The 17228-nt window shown below is 72.8% G+C and carries 16 protein-coding genes and 1 pseudogene; 8 read left to right on the top strand and 9 right to left on the bottom strand.

Annotation, left to right across the window (positions count from 1 at the left end; all coding sequences use genetic code 11):
• The first annotated feature begins 6 nt into the window (after positions 1 to 6).
• Positions 7 to 735, top strand: a complete 729-nt coding sequence (locus GQF42_RS40130; RefSeq protein ID WP_233273643.1) for a hypothetical protein — start codon at positions 7 to 9, stop codon at positions 733 to 735.
• Positions 736 to 853: 118 nt separating this feature from the next.
• A complete protein-coding gene (locus tag GQF42_RS40125) occupies positions 854 to 1243 on the top strand; it encodes a VOC family protein (protein ID WP_158928269.1) in 390 nt (129 codons plus the stop codon).
• A 9-nt stretch (positions 1244 to 1252) separates the two neighbouring features.
• On the opposite strand, the gene GQF42_RS40120 is transcribed toward GQF42_RS40125, so the two are convergent.
• Entirely contained in the window at positions 1253 to 1945 is a 693-nt protein-coding gene (locus GQF42_RS40120; RefSeq protein WP_158928267.1) for an NAD(P)-dependent oxidoreductase, read from the bottom strand.
• Between the two features lie 170 nt (positions 1946 to 2115).
• Here GQF42_RS40120 and sigJ point away from each other — a divergent pair, with 170 nt between their 5' ends.
• Positions 2116 to 3075 (top strand): RNA polymerase sigma factor SigJ, encoded by a 960-nt coding sequence (gene sigJ, locus GQF42_RS40115; protein WP_158928265.1) that lies wholly within the window; start codon positions 2116 to 2118, stop codon positions 3073 to 3075.
• Between the two features lie 26 nt (positions 3076 to 3101).
• Here sigJ and GQF42_RS46420 read toward each other — a convergent pair.
• Positions 3102 to 3379, bottom strand: a pseudogene (locus GQF42_RS46420) (hypothetical protein); the annotation flags it as partial.
• A gap of 215 nt (positions 3380 to 3594) precedes the next feature.
• Positions 3595 to 4524: a class A beta-lactamase gene (gene bla, locus GQF42_RS40110; RefSeq protein WP_158928263.1), complete on the bottom strand. Its 930-nt coding sequence runs from the start codon at positions 4522 to 4524 to the stop codon at positions 3595 to 3597.
• A 130-nt stretch (positions 4525 to 4654) separates the two neighbouring features.
• Between bla and GQF42_RS40105 the strand changes: the two genes are divergently transcribed.
• Together GQF42_RS40105 and GQF42_RS40100 are read left to right on the top strand one after the other, a co-directional pair.
• The gene (locus GQF42_RS40105) at positions 4655 to 5632 is read left to right on the top strand and encodes a LysR family transcriptional regulator (protein ID WP_158928261.1); all 978 of its coding nucleotides are present in this window, start codon (positions 4655 to 4657) and stop codon (positions 5630 to 5632) included.
• On the top strand, positions 5629 to 6558 hold the full coding sequence (locus tag GQF42_RS40100; RefSeq protein WP_158928259.1) for a serine hydrolase: 930 nt from the start codon (positions 5629 to 5631) through the stop codon (positions 6556 to 6558). Before GQF42_RS40105 ends, GQF42_RS40100 begins: the two co-directional genes overlap by 4 nt.
• 140 nt (positions 6559 to 6698) lie before the next feature.
• On the opposite strand, the gene GQF42_RS40095 is transcribed toward GQF42_RS40100, so the two are convergent.
• Positions 6699 to 7352 carry a response regulator gene (locus GQF42_RS40095; protein WP_158928257.1) on the bottom strand — a complete coding sequence of 218 codons (654 nt, stop codon included), beginning with the start codon at positions 7350 to 7352 and terminating at the stop codon, positions 6699 to 6701.
• Positions 7349 to 8485 (bottom strand): sensor histidine kinase, encoded by a 1137-nt coding sequence (locus GQF42_RS40090; RefSeq protein ID WP_158931158.1) that lies wholly within the window; start codon positions 8483 to 8485, stop codon positions 7349 to 7351. Before GQF42_RS40090 ends, GQF42_RS40095 begins: the two co-directional genes overlap by 4 nt.
• 242 nt (positions 8486 to 8727) lie before the next feature.
• Between GQF42_RS40090 and GQF42_RS40085 the strand changes: the two genes are divergently transcribed.
• Positions 8728 to 9294 carry a GlcG/HbpS family heme-binding protein gene (locus tag GQF42_RS40085; RefSeq protein ID WP_158928255.1) on the top strand — a complete coding sequence of 189 codons (567 nt, stop codon included), beginning with the start codon at positions 8728 to 8730 and terminating at the stop codon, positions 9292 to 9294.
• A gap of 110 nt (positions 9295 to 9404) precedes the next feature.
• On the opposite strand, the gene katG is transcribed toward GQF42_RS40085, so the two are convergent.
• From katG to GQF42_RS40070, 3 genes are all read right to left on the bottom strand, one after another.
• Positions 9405 to 11615, bottom strand: a complete 2211-nt coding sequence (gene katG, locus GQF42_RS40080; RefSeq protein ID WP_158928253.1) for a catalase/peroxidase HPI — start codon at positions 11613 to 11615, stop codon at positions 9405 to 9407.
• Positions 11616 to 11648: 33 nt separating this feature from the next.
• On the bottom strand, positions 11649 to 12086 hold the full coding sequence (locus GQF42_RS40075) for a Fur family transcriptional regulator (RefSeq protein ID WP_158928251.1): 438 nt from the start codon (positions 12084 to 12086) through the stop codon (positions 11649 to 11651).
• Between the two features lie 422 nt (positions 12087 to 12508).
• Entirely contained in the window at positions 12509 to 12661 is a 153-nt protein-coding gene (locus GQF42_RS40070) for a hypothetical protein (protein ID WP_158928249.1), read from the bottom strand.
• A gap of 667 nt (positions 12662 to 13328) precedes the next feature.
• Here GQF42_RS40070 and GQF42_RS40065 point away from each other — a divergent pair.
• Together GQF42_RS40065 and GQF42_RS40060 are read left to right on the top strand one after the other, a co-directional pair.
• Positions 13329 to 14945 (top strand): amidohydrolase, encoded by a 1617-nt coding sequence (locus tag GQF42_RS40065; RefSeq protein WP_158928247.1) that lies wholly within the window; start codon positions 13329 to 13331, stop codon positions 14943 to 14945.
• 726 nt (positions 14946 to 15671) lie between these two features.
• Positions 15672 to 16847 carry an acyltransferase family protein gene (locus tag GQF42_RS40060; RefSeq protein ID WP_158928245.1) on the top strand — a complete coding sequence of 392 codons (1176 nt, stop codon included), beginning with the start codon at positions 15672 to 15674 and terminating at the stop codon, positions 16845 to 16847.
• Positions 16848 to 16911: 64 nt separating this feature from the next.
• Here the strand turns inward: GQF42_RS40060 and GQF42_RS40055 are convergent, their stop codons facing one another.
• Positions 16912 to 17151, bottom strand: coding sequence for a chaplin (locus GQF42_RS40055; RefSeq protein ID WP_158928243.1), 240 nt, complete (start codon positions 17149 to 17151; stop codon positions 16912 to 16914).
• Positions 17152 to 17228 lie beyond the last annotated feature (77 nt).

Raw genomic sequence — 17228 nt, 5'->3', positions numbered from 1 at the left:
GAGTGCATGAACGACCTCCGGCCGGTGCACCGGCTCCCCGCGCCGACGTGGTACGGACGCCTGCGCGTGTGCGGCGACGACCTCTCCCCCGCCGACTGGCTGACGCCGTGCGCGCCGGGGCACGGAGCCTTCGGCACGGTGGCCGGCGTCGCCGTCGGGGGCTTCGCGGCGTACGCCCGGATCCTGCATCCGGCCTTCCTGGACGAGCGACCGGTGCGCTGGTCGGCGGTGGCCGCCGCACGCGGAACCCGGGTCGTGCCGGGCTCGCGCTGGTACGAGGTCGCCGGCCTGGACAGCGGCTACCACGGCGTGACCGAGTACGGCCTGCCCGGCGTCCGGGACGAGCATCCGGCGGAGGGTCCGACCCCGCCCGACGTCGCCCGCGCCCTCGTCCCCGTGCTGACCCGGCACACGACGACCCCGGACCGGTGCTGGTTCGGGCTGTGGGACGGGTACGGTCGCCGGGACTTCGGCCACGTGCCCGCCTTCGAGACCCCCGGGCCGCAAGGAGGTACTGCTCGGTGGCGCCCTGCCCGACGTGCTCTCGCCGACGTCCCTCGACGAGTTCGCCGAACTGCCCGATCTGTGGTGGCCCGCGGGCCGGGCCTGGATCCTGGGCGGGGACGTGGACCTGACCAGCACCTATGTCGGAGGGTCCGCCGAGTGATCGCCGATCTGCTCGCCGCCGGGGGCCTGGAGGCGCACCCGGTGGCGGCGGGCGCCCTGCTGGCGTGATCCGCTCGGCGGACGTCGACCGCCTTCGCGTCCCGGACTAAGATCGAAAGTGGCATCGCGTGTCGGTCACCGACCGGGTGAGACATGGAGGTGCCAGGAGATGCCCCGGAGGCATTCCTTGTCGGTCCAGCTGAATCACACCATCGTCTACGCCCGGGACAAGCGGGAGTCCGCCGAGTTCTTCACCCAACTGCTCGGCCTCGAGATCACCGGGGAGTGGGGCCCGTTCGTCGCGGTCGCCCTGAGCAACGGAGTCACCCTGGACTTCGCCACCATGCCCGAGGGCCGGATCGCCTCGCAGCACTACGCGTTCCTGGTCTCCGAGGAGGAGTTCGACGCGGCGTACGCGCTCATCAAGGAGCGCGGCATCGAGCACTACGCCGACCCGCACCGCGAGCAGCCGGGCGCGATCAACCACAACGACGGCGGCCGCGGGGTGTACTTCATGGACCCCGCGGGCCACGCCATGGAGCTGATCACCGTCCCCTACGGCGGCTGGCCGGCGTAACGGTCCGGTTCACTTGCCGAAGGCCTCCTTCCTGATGAGATCGACCAGGCTCGGGGTCCCCTCGGTGGTGCGTACGTCGAGAAACGTGCGCGGATGTCCTTCGGTGACGGCCTCGTGCACCAGCGCGTGCGCGAGGTCCGCCCGGGCGGTGAAGCGTCCGGGCAGCCGGGCCGGGGCCAGCCGGTAGTCGCTGACCTCGCCGGTGTCGAAGAGGCCTGCGGGCCGCAGCACCGTCCAGTCGTGGTCGCTCGCGCGGACGATCTCCTCCATGCGGCGCATGTCGTCGTAGACCGTGCGCCCGACGATCCGCGCGAAGAAGGGCTCCAGCACCGTCCGGAACAGGACGCCCTCGCCAGGTGCCGGCACGTCGAACAGGATGGTGGAGGACACGCACACCAGGCGGCGGATGCCCTGGTGGGTCATGGCCCGGGTGATGTGGGTGAGGCCCGTCGAGTACACCGTGACGGGCCTGCGACCGTACGGGACGCCGAGGGCGGAGATCACCGCGTCGTGACCGGCGACGACCCGCTGCACCGCGGGCCCGTCCAGGACGTCGGCCTGCTCGACCCGGAGCCGGGGCCGGCCGGACGGGAAGGCATCGGGGTTGCGGGTCACGGCGGTGACGGTGTGACCGGCGGCGGTCGCCTGCTCGGTGACCTGCCGTCCGGTCGGCCCGTTCGCGCCGAACACGACGAGTCGCATGGGGTTCTCCTTCGCTGCGAAGTGCTGCTGCCGTGGACCGAGAGGGCCCGGACGGCGGCGGGTGTGACGGCGTCGGTCCGGGATGAGAGGTACGGCACACGCCCGCCCCCCGATGTCACACTCCGGGGGTCTCCCACTCTCTGGGTGGCGAGACGTCGTGAGGAGATGCCATGACCGAACACCGGACGCCCGCGGGGACGGCCGCCGCCACCCAGGCGTTCCTCGACCACCGTGAGCTGCTGTTCGCGGTGGCGTACAACATGCTGGGCAGCGTCGCCGATGCCGAGGACGTGCTGCAGGAGACCTGGCTGGCCTGGGCGGGCCGGACCGGAGCCGAAGGTGCCGGGCAGCCGCCGGAGATCCGCCGTCCGCGGGCCTATCTGGTGCGGATCACCGTGCGGCAGGCGCTGGCGCGGCGGGCGCGTATCGCCCGGCGCCGCGAGACCTACACCGGCCCGTGGCTGCCCGAACCCCTCCTCACGGACGGCCCCGACGGCCCGGCGGCCGGTGCGGACGCCGCCGAGCGGGCGCTGCGCACCGAGTCGGTGTCCCTGGCGCTGCTGGTCGTCCTGGAGACCCTGACCCCGCTGGAGCGGGCGGTGTTCGTCCTGCACGAGGTGTTCGGCTACGCGCACACCGAGATCGCGGACGTCCTCGGCCGCAGCCCCGCGGCCGTACGGCAGCTCGCACACCGCGCGCGGGCCCGTGTGCGTGCCCGGCGCCCCCGCTACGAGGCCCGTCCCCGGGTCCGGCGGCAGGCGACGCAGCGGTTCGTGGCCGCGGCCCTCGGCGGGGACCTCGCAGCGCTGCTGGAGATCCTGGCACCGCAGGTGACGCTGTGGACGGACGGCGGCGGCAAGGCTCAGGCGGCGCTCCGTCCGGTCCGCGGCCGGGACAAGGTGGCACGGGCGCTGACCGGCTACGCGACACGCTCGGCGGCGGGCCTGCGGTTCGAGCACCGGGACGTCAACGGCGACGCGGCCGTGGTCGTGTTCGAGGACGGCGCCCCGCACGCGGTGATGGTCATGGACCTCGACCCGGACGGAGAGCGGGTCCGCGAGGTCTACCTCGTCACGAACCCGGACAAGCTCCCGGCGGTGGCGCCGGACGGGACACGCCCGCAGGTCTGACGGCACGCGCGAGCGGGACACCGCCGCTTCGAGGCGAAGCCGTCGGCGTCCTCGCCCGTGGAGTCCTCGTTGTCGTGCGGCTCCGAGCTGACGATGAGGTTGTTCGACGGCCACTGGCTGCTCGGCGTGCTGGAGGAGATGCGCGTGTACGTCCCCCCGCGCAGGTAGATCGTGCCGACCGCGGCGACAGGGCCGATGGCGAGGTGAGCGTGGTCGGCGCCGCCCGGGTGCCGGCCGCGCCGTCGGTGCCGCCCGGCGACACGTACAGCACGGAGGCCGTCGCGGCCCCGGAGGCCGTGGGCGTCGCCTGTGCCGTGGCGCCGCAGAACGCGGCGAGCGTACCGGCGAGCAGACCGGTGCGGGGGGCTGATCCCAGTTGCATCGGCTTGTCTCCTCAAGTCTGCCTCGGTCGTGCGGGGTTCGAGCAGTAGGAGGGGTGAACTCCACTGCCGGGCGTGGCATCGTGAAGGCGAGAGGGGAATGCGCTTTCCAGCTTGCCCTCCGACGCGAGTGGGGCGGCTACTCGCCGGGCGCGAGCACACGGGCCAGGATGCGTGCCGCCTGCGCCACGAGCGCGTCGTCCGCCGACGCGTCCTGGGCGGTCTTGGCCGACAGCACGGTCAGCAGGAGCGGGGTTTCGCGGGTCGTCCAGGCCACGCCGGTGTCGTTGGCGGTGCCGTAGTCACCGGTGCCGGTCTTGTCCGCGAGCACCCAGTCGCGCGGCAGTCCCGCGCCGAACCGCGCGGCGCTGGTGGTGTTGCCCTTCAGCCAGCCGACGAGCCGCGCACGGTCGCCACCGGTCAGCGCCCGGCCCAGGGTCAGCCGCTCGAAACTGCGGCCGAGGGCCCCGGGAGTCGTGGTGTCACGCAGATCGCCCGGGATCGCACTGCTCAGGTCCGTCTCCCACCGGTCGAGCCGGCTCACCTCGTCGCCGAGCGAGCGGAAGAATCGGGTCAGCCCGGCCGGTCCGCCGATCTGGCGCAGCAGCAGGTTGCCCGCCGTGTTGTCGCTGTACTGGATCGCCGCCGCACAGAGGTCCGCGATCGTCATCCCGGTGTCCACGTGCTCCGCCGTGCGCGGCGAGTTGGACAGGATGTCGTGCGGCGGATAGTGGATCACCGCGCCCAGCGGGGCGCAGTCACCGTGATCGCGCAGGACGGCCGCGGCGGCGAACGCCTTGAACGTCGAGCACATCGCGAACCGCTCCCCCGCCCGGTGTGCCACGGTCAGCCCGGTGCGCAGGTTGCGCGCGAACACGCCGATCCGGGCGCCGTGCCGCCGCTCCAGTTCGCTGAACTCGCCATCGGTGGAGGCCTGTTGATCGCGCGGCACCGCCGCCGCGGCGGGCGCGGACAGGGTGCCGGCCGCCACGGCGGCGGTGGTGACGGCGAGGCCCGCCTTGAACAGGCCGCGTCGGGCCAGAGGGTTGGGGCGGTCGGGACTGGTCATGGGCGCGGTCCTTCCGGTCGAGCCGTCGCCGGCTTGCTGGATCTTCGACGCGGACAGCGAAGCAGCCGGGGGTCATTCATGTCCAAGAGGGAACTTTGAACCACTCATGCCTTATTGATATGAGTGCAGGATGGATCTCCTGGCGCACCTCGAGGCATATGTCGCGACGGCCGACGAGGCGGGCTTCTCCCGGGCCGCGGACCGGCTCGGCATCGCCCAGCCGCTGCTGAGCCGCCGCATCAGGACGCTGGAGGACCACCTCGGCGGCCCGCTCTTCGACCGTTCACGGCGGCAGATCACGACCACCGAGCTGGGGATGCTGCTGTTGCCGTACGCGCGCGACGTACTGGACCGGACCCAGCGGCTGCGGCAGGCCGCGGACTCGGCCGGACGGGCCCGTACGCTCGCCGTCGCCGTGCCCGCGCACTGCGCCCCGGCGGCGCTGGCCCGCGCCATCCGGGCGGGCACCGAGCACGGGATCACCCTCGGCGTACGAGAACTTCCGCCCCAGGAACGGGTGTTGGGCCTGGCCGACGGCTCGCTCGGCTATGCGCTGGTGCGCGTGCCGCCGGAGCGGGGCGCGCTGCGGGTGCCCCTGGGACTGGCATCGGCGCCGGACGTCGCGGACCTCGCCTGCGGCGGCCCGCGGCGCTCGGCCCATCTGGAGGACCTGCGGCCCCGCCGCGGTCGTGGTACCCGGTCCGCCGCTGCGCTGCCGGTGCTGACACTGCCGGAGGACCAGGTGCCGCACCACGAGGACCGGCTGGAGCGTGCCGTGGCCCGGGCGGGGCTGCCGCCGGGCCGGTTCCGGCCGGCCGGGCCCGCGGCCGACGCGCTCGCCGCGACCCTGGCGGGGCAGGCTCTGCTGCTGTGCGCCGAGCCGTTCGCGCGGCAGCACGGGGCCCACTGGGCACCGCTGGGCGACCGGACCCTGCACCGGGGCTACGACGTGCGCGCCGCCCCGGACCGGTCCGGTACGGCGTCGGTGCCGGGCTGGCTGGTCGCGCCGCTGGCGTCGGCCGTGGGAGCCGGCGACGGCGAGTGGGGCCCGCCACGATCCGGGGCCGCGGGCGACGATCTCCCGGCGCGGCTGGCGGCGCGCGGATGAACGCGGCAGCGGCACCGGGGTACGTCGGGGACGACGGCGTCCTTCTGGACGCGGCCGAGGCGATCGCCGCGGACTGGGCGGCCCTCGGCATGCGCGGCTCCTTCCTTGCCCAGAACCTCGACACGGGCGAGCAACTTGGCTTTGACATCAAGGAGTTGATGCCTCTCGCCTCTGTGGTGAAAGTCCCGCTCGCCCTCGTCGTGCTGGACCGGATCGCGGCCGGTGAACTCGACCCCGCGCGGCCGGTGACACTCGATCCGGCACAAAGAAGCGTGGGACCGACGGGACTCGCCGCGTTCCGGTACCCGGTCACCGTGGCCGTCGGCGACCTGCTGCTGTCGATGCTGTCGGTGAGCGACAACGCGGCCGCCGACGCCCTGCTCGATCTGGTGCCGGAGGCGGACGTGGATGCCCGGCTGCGCGCCTGGGGGTGCGGGGATCTGCGGATGCGGCACCGGATGAACCACATGTACGAGTGCGCCGCGGGCGCCGCCGGCAACGACTTCTCGCTCGCGCTGGAGCTGGCGATCCGCGACGAGGGCACGGACCGGCACACCATCGCCTCGCTGGACCCGACGCGTGCCAACGTCGGCTCTGCGGCGGCACTCCTCGATCTGTTGCGACGCGTGTGGTGCGATGAGATCTCCGTTCCTGCGGCGACGGCGGAGGTGCGGCGGCTGATGGGGCTGCAGGTCTTCACGCAGCGGCTGGCGAGCGAACTGCGGGCGGACACGTTGCGGTGGAGCGGGAAGACCGGGACGTTTCTGCATCTGCGGCACGAGGTCGGGGTGGTGGAGGCGGAGTCGGGGGACCGGGTGGCCATCGCCGCGTTGACCCGTGCGGGACGCCGGGCGGGGGTCGCCGCGGATGTCGATCTGGCGATCGGGGCGGCGGGGCGGGCGGCGTTCGAAGTGCTGCGGAGATAGAAGGTGTGAAAGGTGTGAAACGTGCGTGACGACGCCGCCACGGCGTCCGGCCGTCGGTCGGCTGCGGGTTCGAGGTAGTTGCTCGCGCCGTTGCCCGTGCCCCCTACGGCACTGCCCCCGAGGTCGCCTGCCGTGGTCCGTCAGGACAGCAGGCGTTGCTCCTTCGCCACCGCCACCGCTCCCGCCCTCGTGTCCACGCCCAGCTTGTCGTAGATGCGGCGCAGGTGGGTCTTGACCGTGGCCTCGCTGATGTAGAGGGCTCGGGCGATGGCGTGGTTGGGCAGGCCCTGGGAGAGGTGGGCGAGGATGTCGCGTTCACGGGGGGTGAGGGTGGGGCGGGGATTGCGCAGGCGGGACATGACGCGGTCGGCCACGGGTGGGGAGAGTGCCGGGCGGCCCTGGGCGGCGGCGTGGATCGCCGTGAAGAGGTCTTCGGCGCGTTCGGCCTTCAGGAGGTAGCCGGTGGCGCCTGCCTCCACGGCTCGGGTGACGTCGGCGTCGGTGTCGTAGGTGGTCAGGACCAGCACGTGCGGGGCGGTGTCCAGGGCGCGCAGGCGCCGGGTGGTCTCCACTCCGTCGATGCCCGGGCCGAGCTGCAGGTCCATCAGGACGACGTCGGGGCAGGTCTTGCGGGCCAGGGCCAGGGCCTCTTCGCCGCTGCCCGCCTCGCCCACGACCTCGATGTCGGGGGCGCTGTGCAGCAGGGCCAGCAGGCCGGCGCGCACAACGGCGTGGTCGTCGCAGACGAGGATGCGCACCGGTGCCGGTCCGGTCGGCTGCGGGGCGGAGCTCATCGGGGCTCCAGGGGGATCGCCGCCGACAGGACGGTGCCCTCGCCCGGTGCCAACTCGATGGTGAGGGTGCCGCCCAGCTGGCGCAGACGGGCGCGGATGGCGGGCAGGCCGTGGCCCCGAGGTTCGCCGGCGTCGGCGGTGGCGGGTGTGTGGAGGTCGAAGCCCTGGCCGTCGTCCGTGATGTCGAGGACGATCTGGTCGTCCAGGCAGGTCAGGGTGAGGGCGGCGGTCGTGGCGTGGGCGTGTTCGCGGACGTTGGCGAGGGCTCCCTGGGCGATGCGCAGCAGGGCCGACTCGACGGGGGCGGGCAGCGGGTCGGGCGGGGTGCCCTCGGCGTGGACCCGGACGGTGAGCCCAGGTGTCGTCTCGCGCTCGGCGACGGCGTGCAGGGCCCGGAGCAGTCCGCCGCCCTCGGCGAGGTCGGCCGGGGTCAGGTCGTGGACGAAGCGACGGGCCTCGGCGAGGCTGCGTTCGGCGATCGCCGCCGCCGTACGGACGTGGTCCCGGGCGGTGCCGGGCGCGGTGTCCCAGAGGCGGTCGGCGGCCTGGAGCAGCATGCGCTGGCTGGACAGCCCCTGGGCGAGGGTGTCGTGGATCTCCCGGGCGAGCCGTTCGCGTTCGGCGAGGGTGCCCTCGCGCCGTTCGGTGGCGGCCAGATCGCGCCGGGTGCGGACCAGGTCCTCGATGAGGGCGTCCCGGCGGGCCGCCTGGCGCTGCATGACGACGAACACGGTGGCGGCGACGGCGGCGACGGCCGGCGGCGCGAGCAGCAGGTTGGGGTCGGGCCAGCCGGCCAGGCTGAGCTGCGCGGCCACCACGAGTGCCGTCAGCAACGCCACCAGCGCAAGCGCGGCGCGCGGCGCAAGGGTGCGCAGTGCGGTGTAGAACAGCGGGACCGCGCACCAGGCGAAGCTCGGGGCGAGGACGACGAGCAGGGCCCAGGCCGTGACGACGAGGCCGAGCCAGGTCAGGCGGCGCGGGGTGGGCCGGGTACCGAGGGCGGGGCCGAGGACGTAGAGCACGGCCAGCAGCACGCAGAGCGCGACGACCCAGGGGGTGTGGGGGCCGCCGGCATGCCGGATCAGGTAGCGGGCGAGGGACGCGGACAGCAGCACGAAGAACGCCGTGTGCATGACGACGGTGAGGGCGCGGGTGTCGTCGCGTTCGGGTACGGGCACCGGTGACTCCTCCCTGGCCGCCTCGCTGAACTGGGAAAACACCCTCCATTGTTCCCTCGGCCGCTGCGTACGGGGTCATCCGATCGGATGACCCGCGAGACAACCGGTCCGGCGACGGGGTGCGGGCGGATCGGGGCCCAGGATCGGTTCCGGGAGCCGTCCGGCCCCCGACTCGCCCGACCGGAAGGTTGTTCGTCATGCCCAGCCGCAAGAAGCCGTCCCGCCGTACCCGGATCCTCGTCGGCGGTGCCGCCCTGGCCGTCGTAGGCGCGGGTGTCGTCGGTACGGTCGCCGCGAACGCTGCCGACTCCACCGGCACCGCGTCCGCCGCCGCCCCCGCGGCGGCCCGTGGCGGCGACCTCACCCAGAGCACGCACCTGACCCTGGCCGCCGCCGAGAAGGCGGCGCGCGCCGCGCTGGACGCCGCCGCGAAGGACGGCCGGCAGGTGTCCGTTGCGGTCGTCGACCGCAACGGCAACACCCTGGTCACGCTGCGCGGGGACGGGGCGGGCCCGCAGTCGTACGAGTCCGCCGAGCGCAAGGCGTTCACCGCCGTCTCCTGGAACGCGCCCACCTCGAAGCTGGCCGAGCAGCTTCAGCAGGCGCCGAACCTGAAGGACATCCCGGGCACGCTCTTCCTCGCGGGCGGGACCCCGGTGACCGCCAAGGGCGCCCCGGTCGCGGGCATCGGGGTCGCGGGTGCCCCGTCCGGCGATCTGGACGAGCGGTACGCGCAGGCGGGCGCGGCGGTCCTCGGCCGCTGACATCGCGGGTGGCGTGCACCCGTGAAACGAGGACGTCCGGGTCCGCCCTGCTGGGCGGGCCCGGACGTCCTGTTCAGCGCATCGGACGATGCGCTGTCAGGCGAGCCGGATCAGCGCAGGTCCCACCGGTCCGCGTTCATGACCTTGACCCACGCGGCGACGAAGTCCTTCACGAACTTCTCCTTCGCGTCGTCGCTGGCGTACACCTCGGCGACGGCACGCAGCTCGGAGTTCGCGCCGAAGACCAGGTCGGCACGGGTGCCGGTCCACTTGACGGCGCCGGAGGAGTCGCGGCCCTCGAACTCGTCCTGCGCGGAGGACGTCGACTTCCACTCGGTGTCCAGGTCGAGCAGGTTGACGAAGAAGTCGTTCGACAGCGTGCCCGGCTTGTCGGTGAAGACGCCGTGCTTGGAGCCGTTGTGGTTGGCGCCCAGGACGCGCAGACCACCGACGAGGACGGTCGTCTCCGGCGCACTCAGGTTGAGCAGGTTCGCCTTGTCGAGCAGCAGGTACTCGGCCGGCAGGCGGTTGCCCTTGCCGACGTAGTTGCGGAAGCCGTCGGCGGCCGGCTCGAGCGCGGCGAACGACTCGACGTCCGTCTGCTCCTGCGAGGCGTCGACGCGACCCGCCGCGAACGGCACCTCGACCGCGAAGCCGCCGTCCTTGGCCGCCTTCTCGACGGCCGCGGAACCCGCGAGCACGACCAGGTCGGCCAGCGAGACCTGCTTGCTGCCCTTGGCGTTGAAGGACTCCTGGATGCCCTCCAGGGTGCGCAGCACGTGCGCCAGCTCGTCCGGGTTGTTGACCTCCCAGCCACGCTGCGGCTCCAGGCGGATGCGGCCGCCGTTGGCGCCGCCGCGCTTGTCGCTGTTGCGGTACGAGGAGGCCGCGGCCCAGGCGGCGGAGACCAGCTGCGAGACCGTCAGGCCCGAGCCGAGGATCTCCTCCTTGAGGGAGGCGATGTCCGCGGCGTCGATCAGCTCACCGGTGCGCTGCGGCAGCGGGTCCTGCCACAGCAGTTCCTCGCTGGGGACCTCCGGGCCGAGGTAGCGGACGATCGGGCCCATGTCGCGGTGCGTCAGCTTGTACCAGGCACGGGCGAAGGCGTCGGCGAACTCCTCCGGGTTCTCGTAGAAGCGTCGGGCGATCGGCTCGTAGATCGGGTCGTAGCGCAGCGAGAGGTCCGTGGTGAGCATCCGCGGGCGGTGCTTCTTCTCGGGGTCGAACGCGTCCGGGATGATCTCCGGGGCGTCCTTGGCGATCCACTGGTTCGCGCCGGCCGGGCTCTGGGTCAGCTCGTACTCGTACTCGAAGAGGTTCCTGAAGAACCCGTTGCCCCACTGCGTCGGCGTGGCGGTCCAGATGACCTCCAGACCGCTGGTGATGGCGTCCTTGCCGACGCCCGTGTTGTAGCTGCTCCTCCAGCCGAGGCCCATCTGCTCCAGCGGGGCGGCCTCGGGGTCGGCGCCGACGTTGTCGGCCGGGCCGGCACCGTGGGTCTTGCCGAAGGTGTGGCCACCGGCGATGAGGGCGACGGTCTCCTCGTCGTTCATCGCCATACGGCGGAAGGTCTCACGGATGTCGCGGGCCGCGGCGATCGGGTCCGGGTTGCCGTTCGGGCCCTCGGGGTTGACGTAGATCAGACCCATCTGAACGGCGGCCAGCGGGGTCTCCAGCTCGCGGTCACCGGTGTAGCGCTGGTCGTCCAGCCAGACGGTCTCGGGACCCCAGTAGACGTCCTCGTCGGGCTCCCACTCGTCGACGCGACCGCCGGCGAAGCCGAAGGTCTTGAAGCCCATCGTCTCCAGCGCCACGTTGCCCGTGAGAACCAGCAGGTCCGCCCAGGAGATGGACTTGCCGTACTTCTTCTTCACCGGCCACAGCAGACGGCGGGCCTTGTCCAGGCTTACGTTGTCCGGCCAGCTGTTGAGCGGGGCGAAGCGCTGCTGACCGCCGCCCGCGCCACCGCGGCCGTCGCTGATGCGGTACGTACCGGCGCTGTGCCAGGCCATACGGATCATGAGCGGGCCGTAGTTGCCGAAGTCGGCGGGCCACCAGTCCTGCGAAGTGGTGAGCACCTCGGCGATGTCGCGCTTCACCGCGGCGAGGTCAAGGGAATTGAAGGCCTCGCGGTAGTCGAAGTCCTCGCCGAGCGGGTTGGCCACGGCCGGGTTCTTGGCAAGGATCTTCAGGTTGAGCCGCTCCGGCCACCACTGGCGGTTGCCGCCGCCCTGGGTCGGGTGCGCGGCGCGGCCATGGGCGACGGGGCAGCCGCCCTCCGCCTTCGCGTCTGCGACGTTCGCGTCGTTGTTCTCAGTCATGGCATTCCTTCCGAACTGTGCGGAACTCGGTGCTCAGGAACTGCGGCCGGTGGAACAGTCGGGGCACATGCCCCAGTAGACGACCTCGGCCTCGTCGATGGTGAAGCCGCGGTCGTCCGATGCGGTCAGGCAGGGCGCGTCGCCGACGGCGCAGTCGACGTCGGCCACGGCACCGCACGACCGGCACACGATGTGGTGGTGGTTGTCCCCCACTCGCCCCTCGAACCGGGCGGGGTGTCCGGCCGGCTCGATACGGCGGACCAGGCCCGCCGCGGTGAGGGCGTGAAGGGCCTCGTAGACGGCTTGCAGGGAAATGTGGCCCACGCGGGCACGGACCCCGGAGGCGATCGCCTCGACGCCGAGGTGGTCGCCGTCCCGGACGGTCTCCAGCAGCGCGACGCGGGCTGCCGTCACGCGCAGGCCGGCACCGCGGAGCTCCTCGGCGGTGGTCGGGGTCGGGGAGGCGGTCATGAGGCCGAACCTACCCGCAAAAACACGAGTGATTCAAGAAAACGAGAGATGCAATTTTTGTGGCTCGTCGTAGCCCGCCGTCCATCTGCCCGCAAGCCGCCGCGTCCGTCCCGGCACTGGTCCAGACGTTTGCCTTCGCCTTTGCCTTTGCGTTGCTACGCATGCCGACCTGCACGTCGATCCGCGCGCCGCCCCTCGCACGGCACCGCCCGGCGCGCGGGGCACGGCCGGTCCGCCGGAGGGTCGGTGCATGCCCGCATCATCCGTCGCCGCCCCGCCCATGGTCCGCACGGCAAGCCGGGAGATCGCCCGAACGGGTGAGCCGGGACGCTGCGTACGGGCGGTCGGCGCCTGTCGCCCGAGGGTGGGCGCAGGCTCTTCGTCCGCGTGCGGTGGCACAGACGCCGGCGCAGGGGGCAGGGTCACTGCTCGCCCTCGGAGCGCAGCCGCGCCGCGCGCACCGGCAACCGGACGGAACCGCGCCGCGTCGGCTCGCCCGTCGGCACAGCGAGGTGATCGGCGCCCTCGGCCGGCAGCCACGGCAGGTCCGGCAGCTTGCCGCGCAGGCCGGGCACCGGGCCGGGCGGGCGAGGGCGTCCGGCGCGAGGTCGGGCAGACCCTGCACGCCGTACGCGCCATCCCGGGGCCGCGCGGGCGTGGGCGGCCGACGGGCTGGTGAAACCGCTCGGTCTCGTCGCCGGGTTTCCGCGGACCGAGGAGAGCCCCGACTGCAGGCCGAGGCCGCAAGGACGCGCGGGAACTGCGCGGCCGGGAGGCGGAGGTCGACGGCGCCGGACGAGTGGCGCAGGCCGGCGCCGCACGGAGGGCCGGGGCGGAGGAGAAGGTCCGTGTGCAGCGGGCGCAGCTGCTGCACGCCGAGGACGTGCCGCTGCGGGCCGCCGGACGGAAGGCATGGGACCGGGCGCGGCAGGCCGAGCGGGCCGTGCGGGAGGTCCGACGCCGGGCCGGGGCAGGCGCCGCGCGGGCACCGGTCCGCCGAGGCGTGACTTCCCGGCGCTCGTCCGCCGGGCGTTCCCCTTGGCCCCTTGGCCCGTTGGCCCGTTGGCCCGTTGGCCCGTTGGCCCCTTGGCCCCTTGGCCCCTTGGCGCATGATCCGCGCCACCTCCCTCCCGATGGCGTGTTTCCTGCAATGTCCGTCGCCATTGTGCGGGATTCGGCACATCACCCGTACAACGTGTCTCGTCACGGCGATTTCGACAACGGTGGTGGAGGAAGAAGACGATGACCGATCATGGAGCCGATCTGCTGGTCCGGGCCGCCGCGGTGCACACGCTGGTGCCCGGCCAGGCCCCGCAGCGGGCGCTCGCCGTGCGGGGCGAGCGCATCGCGGCCCTCTCGCCCGACCCGAACGGTCTGGACCACTGGGTGAGTCCACGGACCAGGGTCCTCGACCTGCCGGGTGCCACGGTGCTGCCCGCGTTCGACGACACCCACACGCACCTGATCTTCGCGGCGCTCGGCGCACACGACGTGCCCGTCCACCAGGCCCGCAGCATCCCCGAGTTCCTGGACCTGATCCGGCAGCGGGCCCAGCTCACTCCCGAGGGCGAGTGGATCCGCACGACCACCAACTGGCAGGAGCTGAACCTGGCCGAGCGGCGCATGCCCACGGCGGCCGAACTCGACCAGGCCACCGACCGGCACCCGGTGCTGGTCAAGCGCGGTGGCCACAACGACGTCGTCAACACCTACGCGTTGCGCCTGGCGGGCATCACCGAGGACACCCCGGTACCGCCGGGCGGTGTCATCGGCCGCGACGCCGACGGCCGGCTCGACGGCCGGCTGATCGACAACGCCCTGCCCCTGGTGGAGCGCCTGGTCCCCGCCCCGGAGCGGGCCCGGCGCATCGACGGACTGCGCCTCGCCAGCCGCGACTACGCCGCCTCCGGCATCGGCACCGTGCGGGACTGTGCGGTCACCCCCGAGGACCACCGGGTGCTCCTGGCCGCCCGCGAGGCGGGAGCGCTGCACACCCGAGTGCGGGCCCTGATCTCGGCGCTCGGCCTGACCAGCGCGAAGCAGGTGGAGGACCTGCTGGACGTCATGGAGGAGCAGTGGGGCACCAACGACCCGTGGCTGCGGGTGTGGGGCGTGAAGTTCGGCCTGGACGGCGGCCTCGAGGCCGGGGCCACCGAGGAACCGTACGCCTGTGACCACGCCTTCTCCGGCACGCTGATGTGGGAGCCCGACGCGCTGGCCGAGGCCGTCGAGGCCGTGGTGCGCCGCGGCCGGCGGGTCGGCACCCACGCCTACGGCGACCGCGCGGTCCGCACCCTTCTGGACGTCTACGAACGCGTCCTCGAGCGCAACCCCGGCCTGCCCGCCGGCACGCTGGTGATGGAGCACGGCGGCCTGGCCGGCCCCGAGCAGCGCACCCGCGCCGTCGCCCTGGGCGTCCCGGTCACCATCCAGCAGCCGCTGCTGCACGACACCGCCGAGGTGGAGGAGGGCTTCTGGGGCCCGGAGCGCGTCGCCCGGCTCTTCCCCGCTCGCGGCTGGATCGACCTGGGCGCCGAGGTGAGCGCCGGATCGGACTTCCCGGTCGGCCAGTTCGGCGCGATGCGCTCGGTGTGGGGGATGACCACCCGGCAGACCGTCATCGGCGTCAAGGGACCCGAGCACGCGATCACCTACGACGAGGCCCTGGCCCTGCACACCACCCGGGCCGTCCGGCTGCTCGGCGAGGAACACCTGCGCGGCACCCTCACCCCCGGCCGCCTGGCCGACCTCACGGTCTGGGACCGGGACCCCGCACACTGCACCGGCGACGCCCTGCGCGATCTCACCCCCACCCACACCTTCGTCGGCGGGCGCGGGGTCGCGCCCGCCGACGAGTGACAGGCAGCAACGCCCCGCGGCGAGTCCCTCAAATCCCCTGCGGGCTCAGGGAGGTGCCGGTCCGGTCGTGCCTCACTGGACGACCTTCGAGTCCAACTCATCCCTTTTATGTCATAGTTCGCGATTCTCCCGGCCAGTACGGCGCTACGGACCGCGGGTTCGACCGTCAGCCGGGCGTCCTGTCGCACGGCCGTCAGGCCTGTCGACGTCAGGGAGCGGGGCACCGCGCCGACACGTCCGGGCAGGTGGGCTCGGACCCGGGTCCCGGCACGGCCGGCGCCCCGCTGCGATGACTCGGCAGGGCCTCGGTCGCCTTGGCCGACCATCGGCGGTCCGGAAGTGGACGCTGCCCCGGTGCGGCTCGCAGCGGGGCTCGCGCCGGACGGCCGGGCGGCGGCTGCCGCCGGTTCTCCGTCCCCCGCGCAGCAACTCGAGCTTGATGGCGTGGAGTTGGGCAGGCGCTCGGAGAGCCCGGGGACCTCGCACCCCACCTCGGCGTCCGTGCAGGTCCGGGTCCCCGGGGGTCGTGCGGCGGCCCGGGACCCGCCGATCAAGGCGGGGTGCGTCGTCACTCGTAAGGGTGTACCCGGTCCGGCTGTCCGTGGCATACAGAGGGGTGCGTCGTTCGGCAGCAGTGTGATGTTTGCCATGTGACGCCATGGAATGGTGAGAACGGGCAACGTTCCCCTTCATGCCCCACGCCAATCCTCTGCGGCAGGTGATTCGATGACCACGGCGACGACCCGGACGCTCCGGACGACGCCGCATGCCCGTGACGGTGAAACGACCGCCAGGGACTCCCCACACACAGCCCACTCCTCACTGCCGTCCCTGACGGGACTGCGGTGGATGGCGGCGCTGCTGGTGTTCGGACTGCATGTGAACAATTTCGGCTACTTCGGCGGTACCGGTGGCCGCCTCGTGTTCTGGGGGTTCAGCTCCGGAGCCACCGGAGTGTCGTTCTTCTTTGTGTTGTCCGGATTCGTCCTGACCTGGTCGGCCAGACCCCACGACCGCGTGCCCGCCTTCTGGCGGCGGCGCATCGCACGGATCTATCCGGTGCACCTGGTCACCGTGGCCCTCGCCTTCCTCCTGGCGGTCACGCTGGAACACAACGCCCAACCGACGCCCAAGGAGGCGGCAGCGAACGTGCTGCTGCTCCACTCCTGGTGGCGGCCGTGGTGGCAGACACTGAACCCGGTCAGCTGGTCCCTGGCGTGCGAGGCGTTCTTCTACGCCTCCTTCCCGCTGCTGCTCCTGCTGCTGCGCCGGCTCGGCGTGCGCGGATCGGTCGTGCTCGGCGGGCTGTCGATGGCGGCCGTGGTGGTGCTGGCCTGGTCGGACGCCCACCACTGGTGGACGTACGCGCTGTACTCGTTCCCCGCCGCCCGGCTGCCCGAGTTCGTGCTCGGCGCGGTCGGCGCCCGGCTGGTGCGGCTGGGCCGCTGGCGCGGGCCCGGGCTGGAGGCCTCGCTCGCCCTGGCGATCATCGGATACTTCCTGGTCCCGCAGGTCGCGCCCGGATACTCCGCAACCATGTGCACGATCGTCGGATTCACCCTGCTGATCCCCGCGGCGGCGAACGCGGACCTCCAGGGACAGCCGTCGATGTGGCGCAGCCGGCGGATGGTGCGGCTCGGGGAGCTGTCCTTCGCCTTCTACATGGTGCATCTGCTCGTGCTGCGCGCCGGGACGCACCTGCTCGGCATCAAGCCGCACTTCGGTGTCCTCATGGGCTCGATCGTCACCGCGACCGTGTTCGCCCTGGCGCTGGGCCTGTCCTGGGTGCTGTACGAGGCGGTGGAGTGCCCGGCGCGCCGCCTGCTGCTGCGGCGCCGCCGGGCCACGGCCCCGGCCCACCCCGAGCCCCAGCCCCAGCCCCAGCCGGCGACGAAGGACTGAGCCGCCGGGCGCGCTGGGTGGACAGCCGTACGCCGGCTCCGCGAGAGCCGGCGTACGGGCGGTGTCACTTGATGCTGCAGCTGTTGTTGGAGGCCGGGTTGAGCAGGCCGATGATGTCGATGCTGTCGCCACATACGTTGGCGTTGACGTCGATCGGGAGCTGAATGACGTCGCCCGAGACGACGCCCGGGCTGTTGGTGGCGGTACCGACCGGGTTCGGGTCGGCCGCGAAAGCCGTCACCGAGCCTCCCATGGCAAGGAAACCTGCGAGCACGGCCGTTGTGGCGAAGCTGCGAAGACGCATGATCTGCCTCACTGGTTGACGATGGAGCGCTTCCATCACACCCACGCCCCGCGCCGTTCGCCTCTCCGGCTACTCCG

The organism is Streptomyces broussonetiae (assembly GCF_009796285.1).
Taxonomy (GTDB): Bacteria; Actinomycetota; Actinomycetes; order Streptomycetales; family Streptomycetaceae; genus Streptomyces; species Streptomyces broussonetiae.
This window is presented reverse-complemented; position numbering and strand designations above follow the sequence as displayed.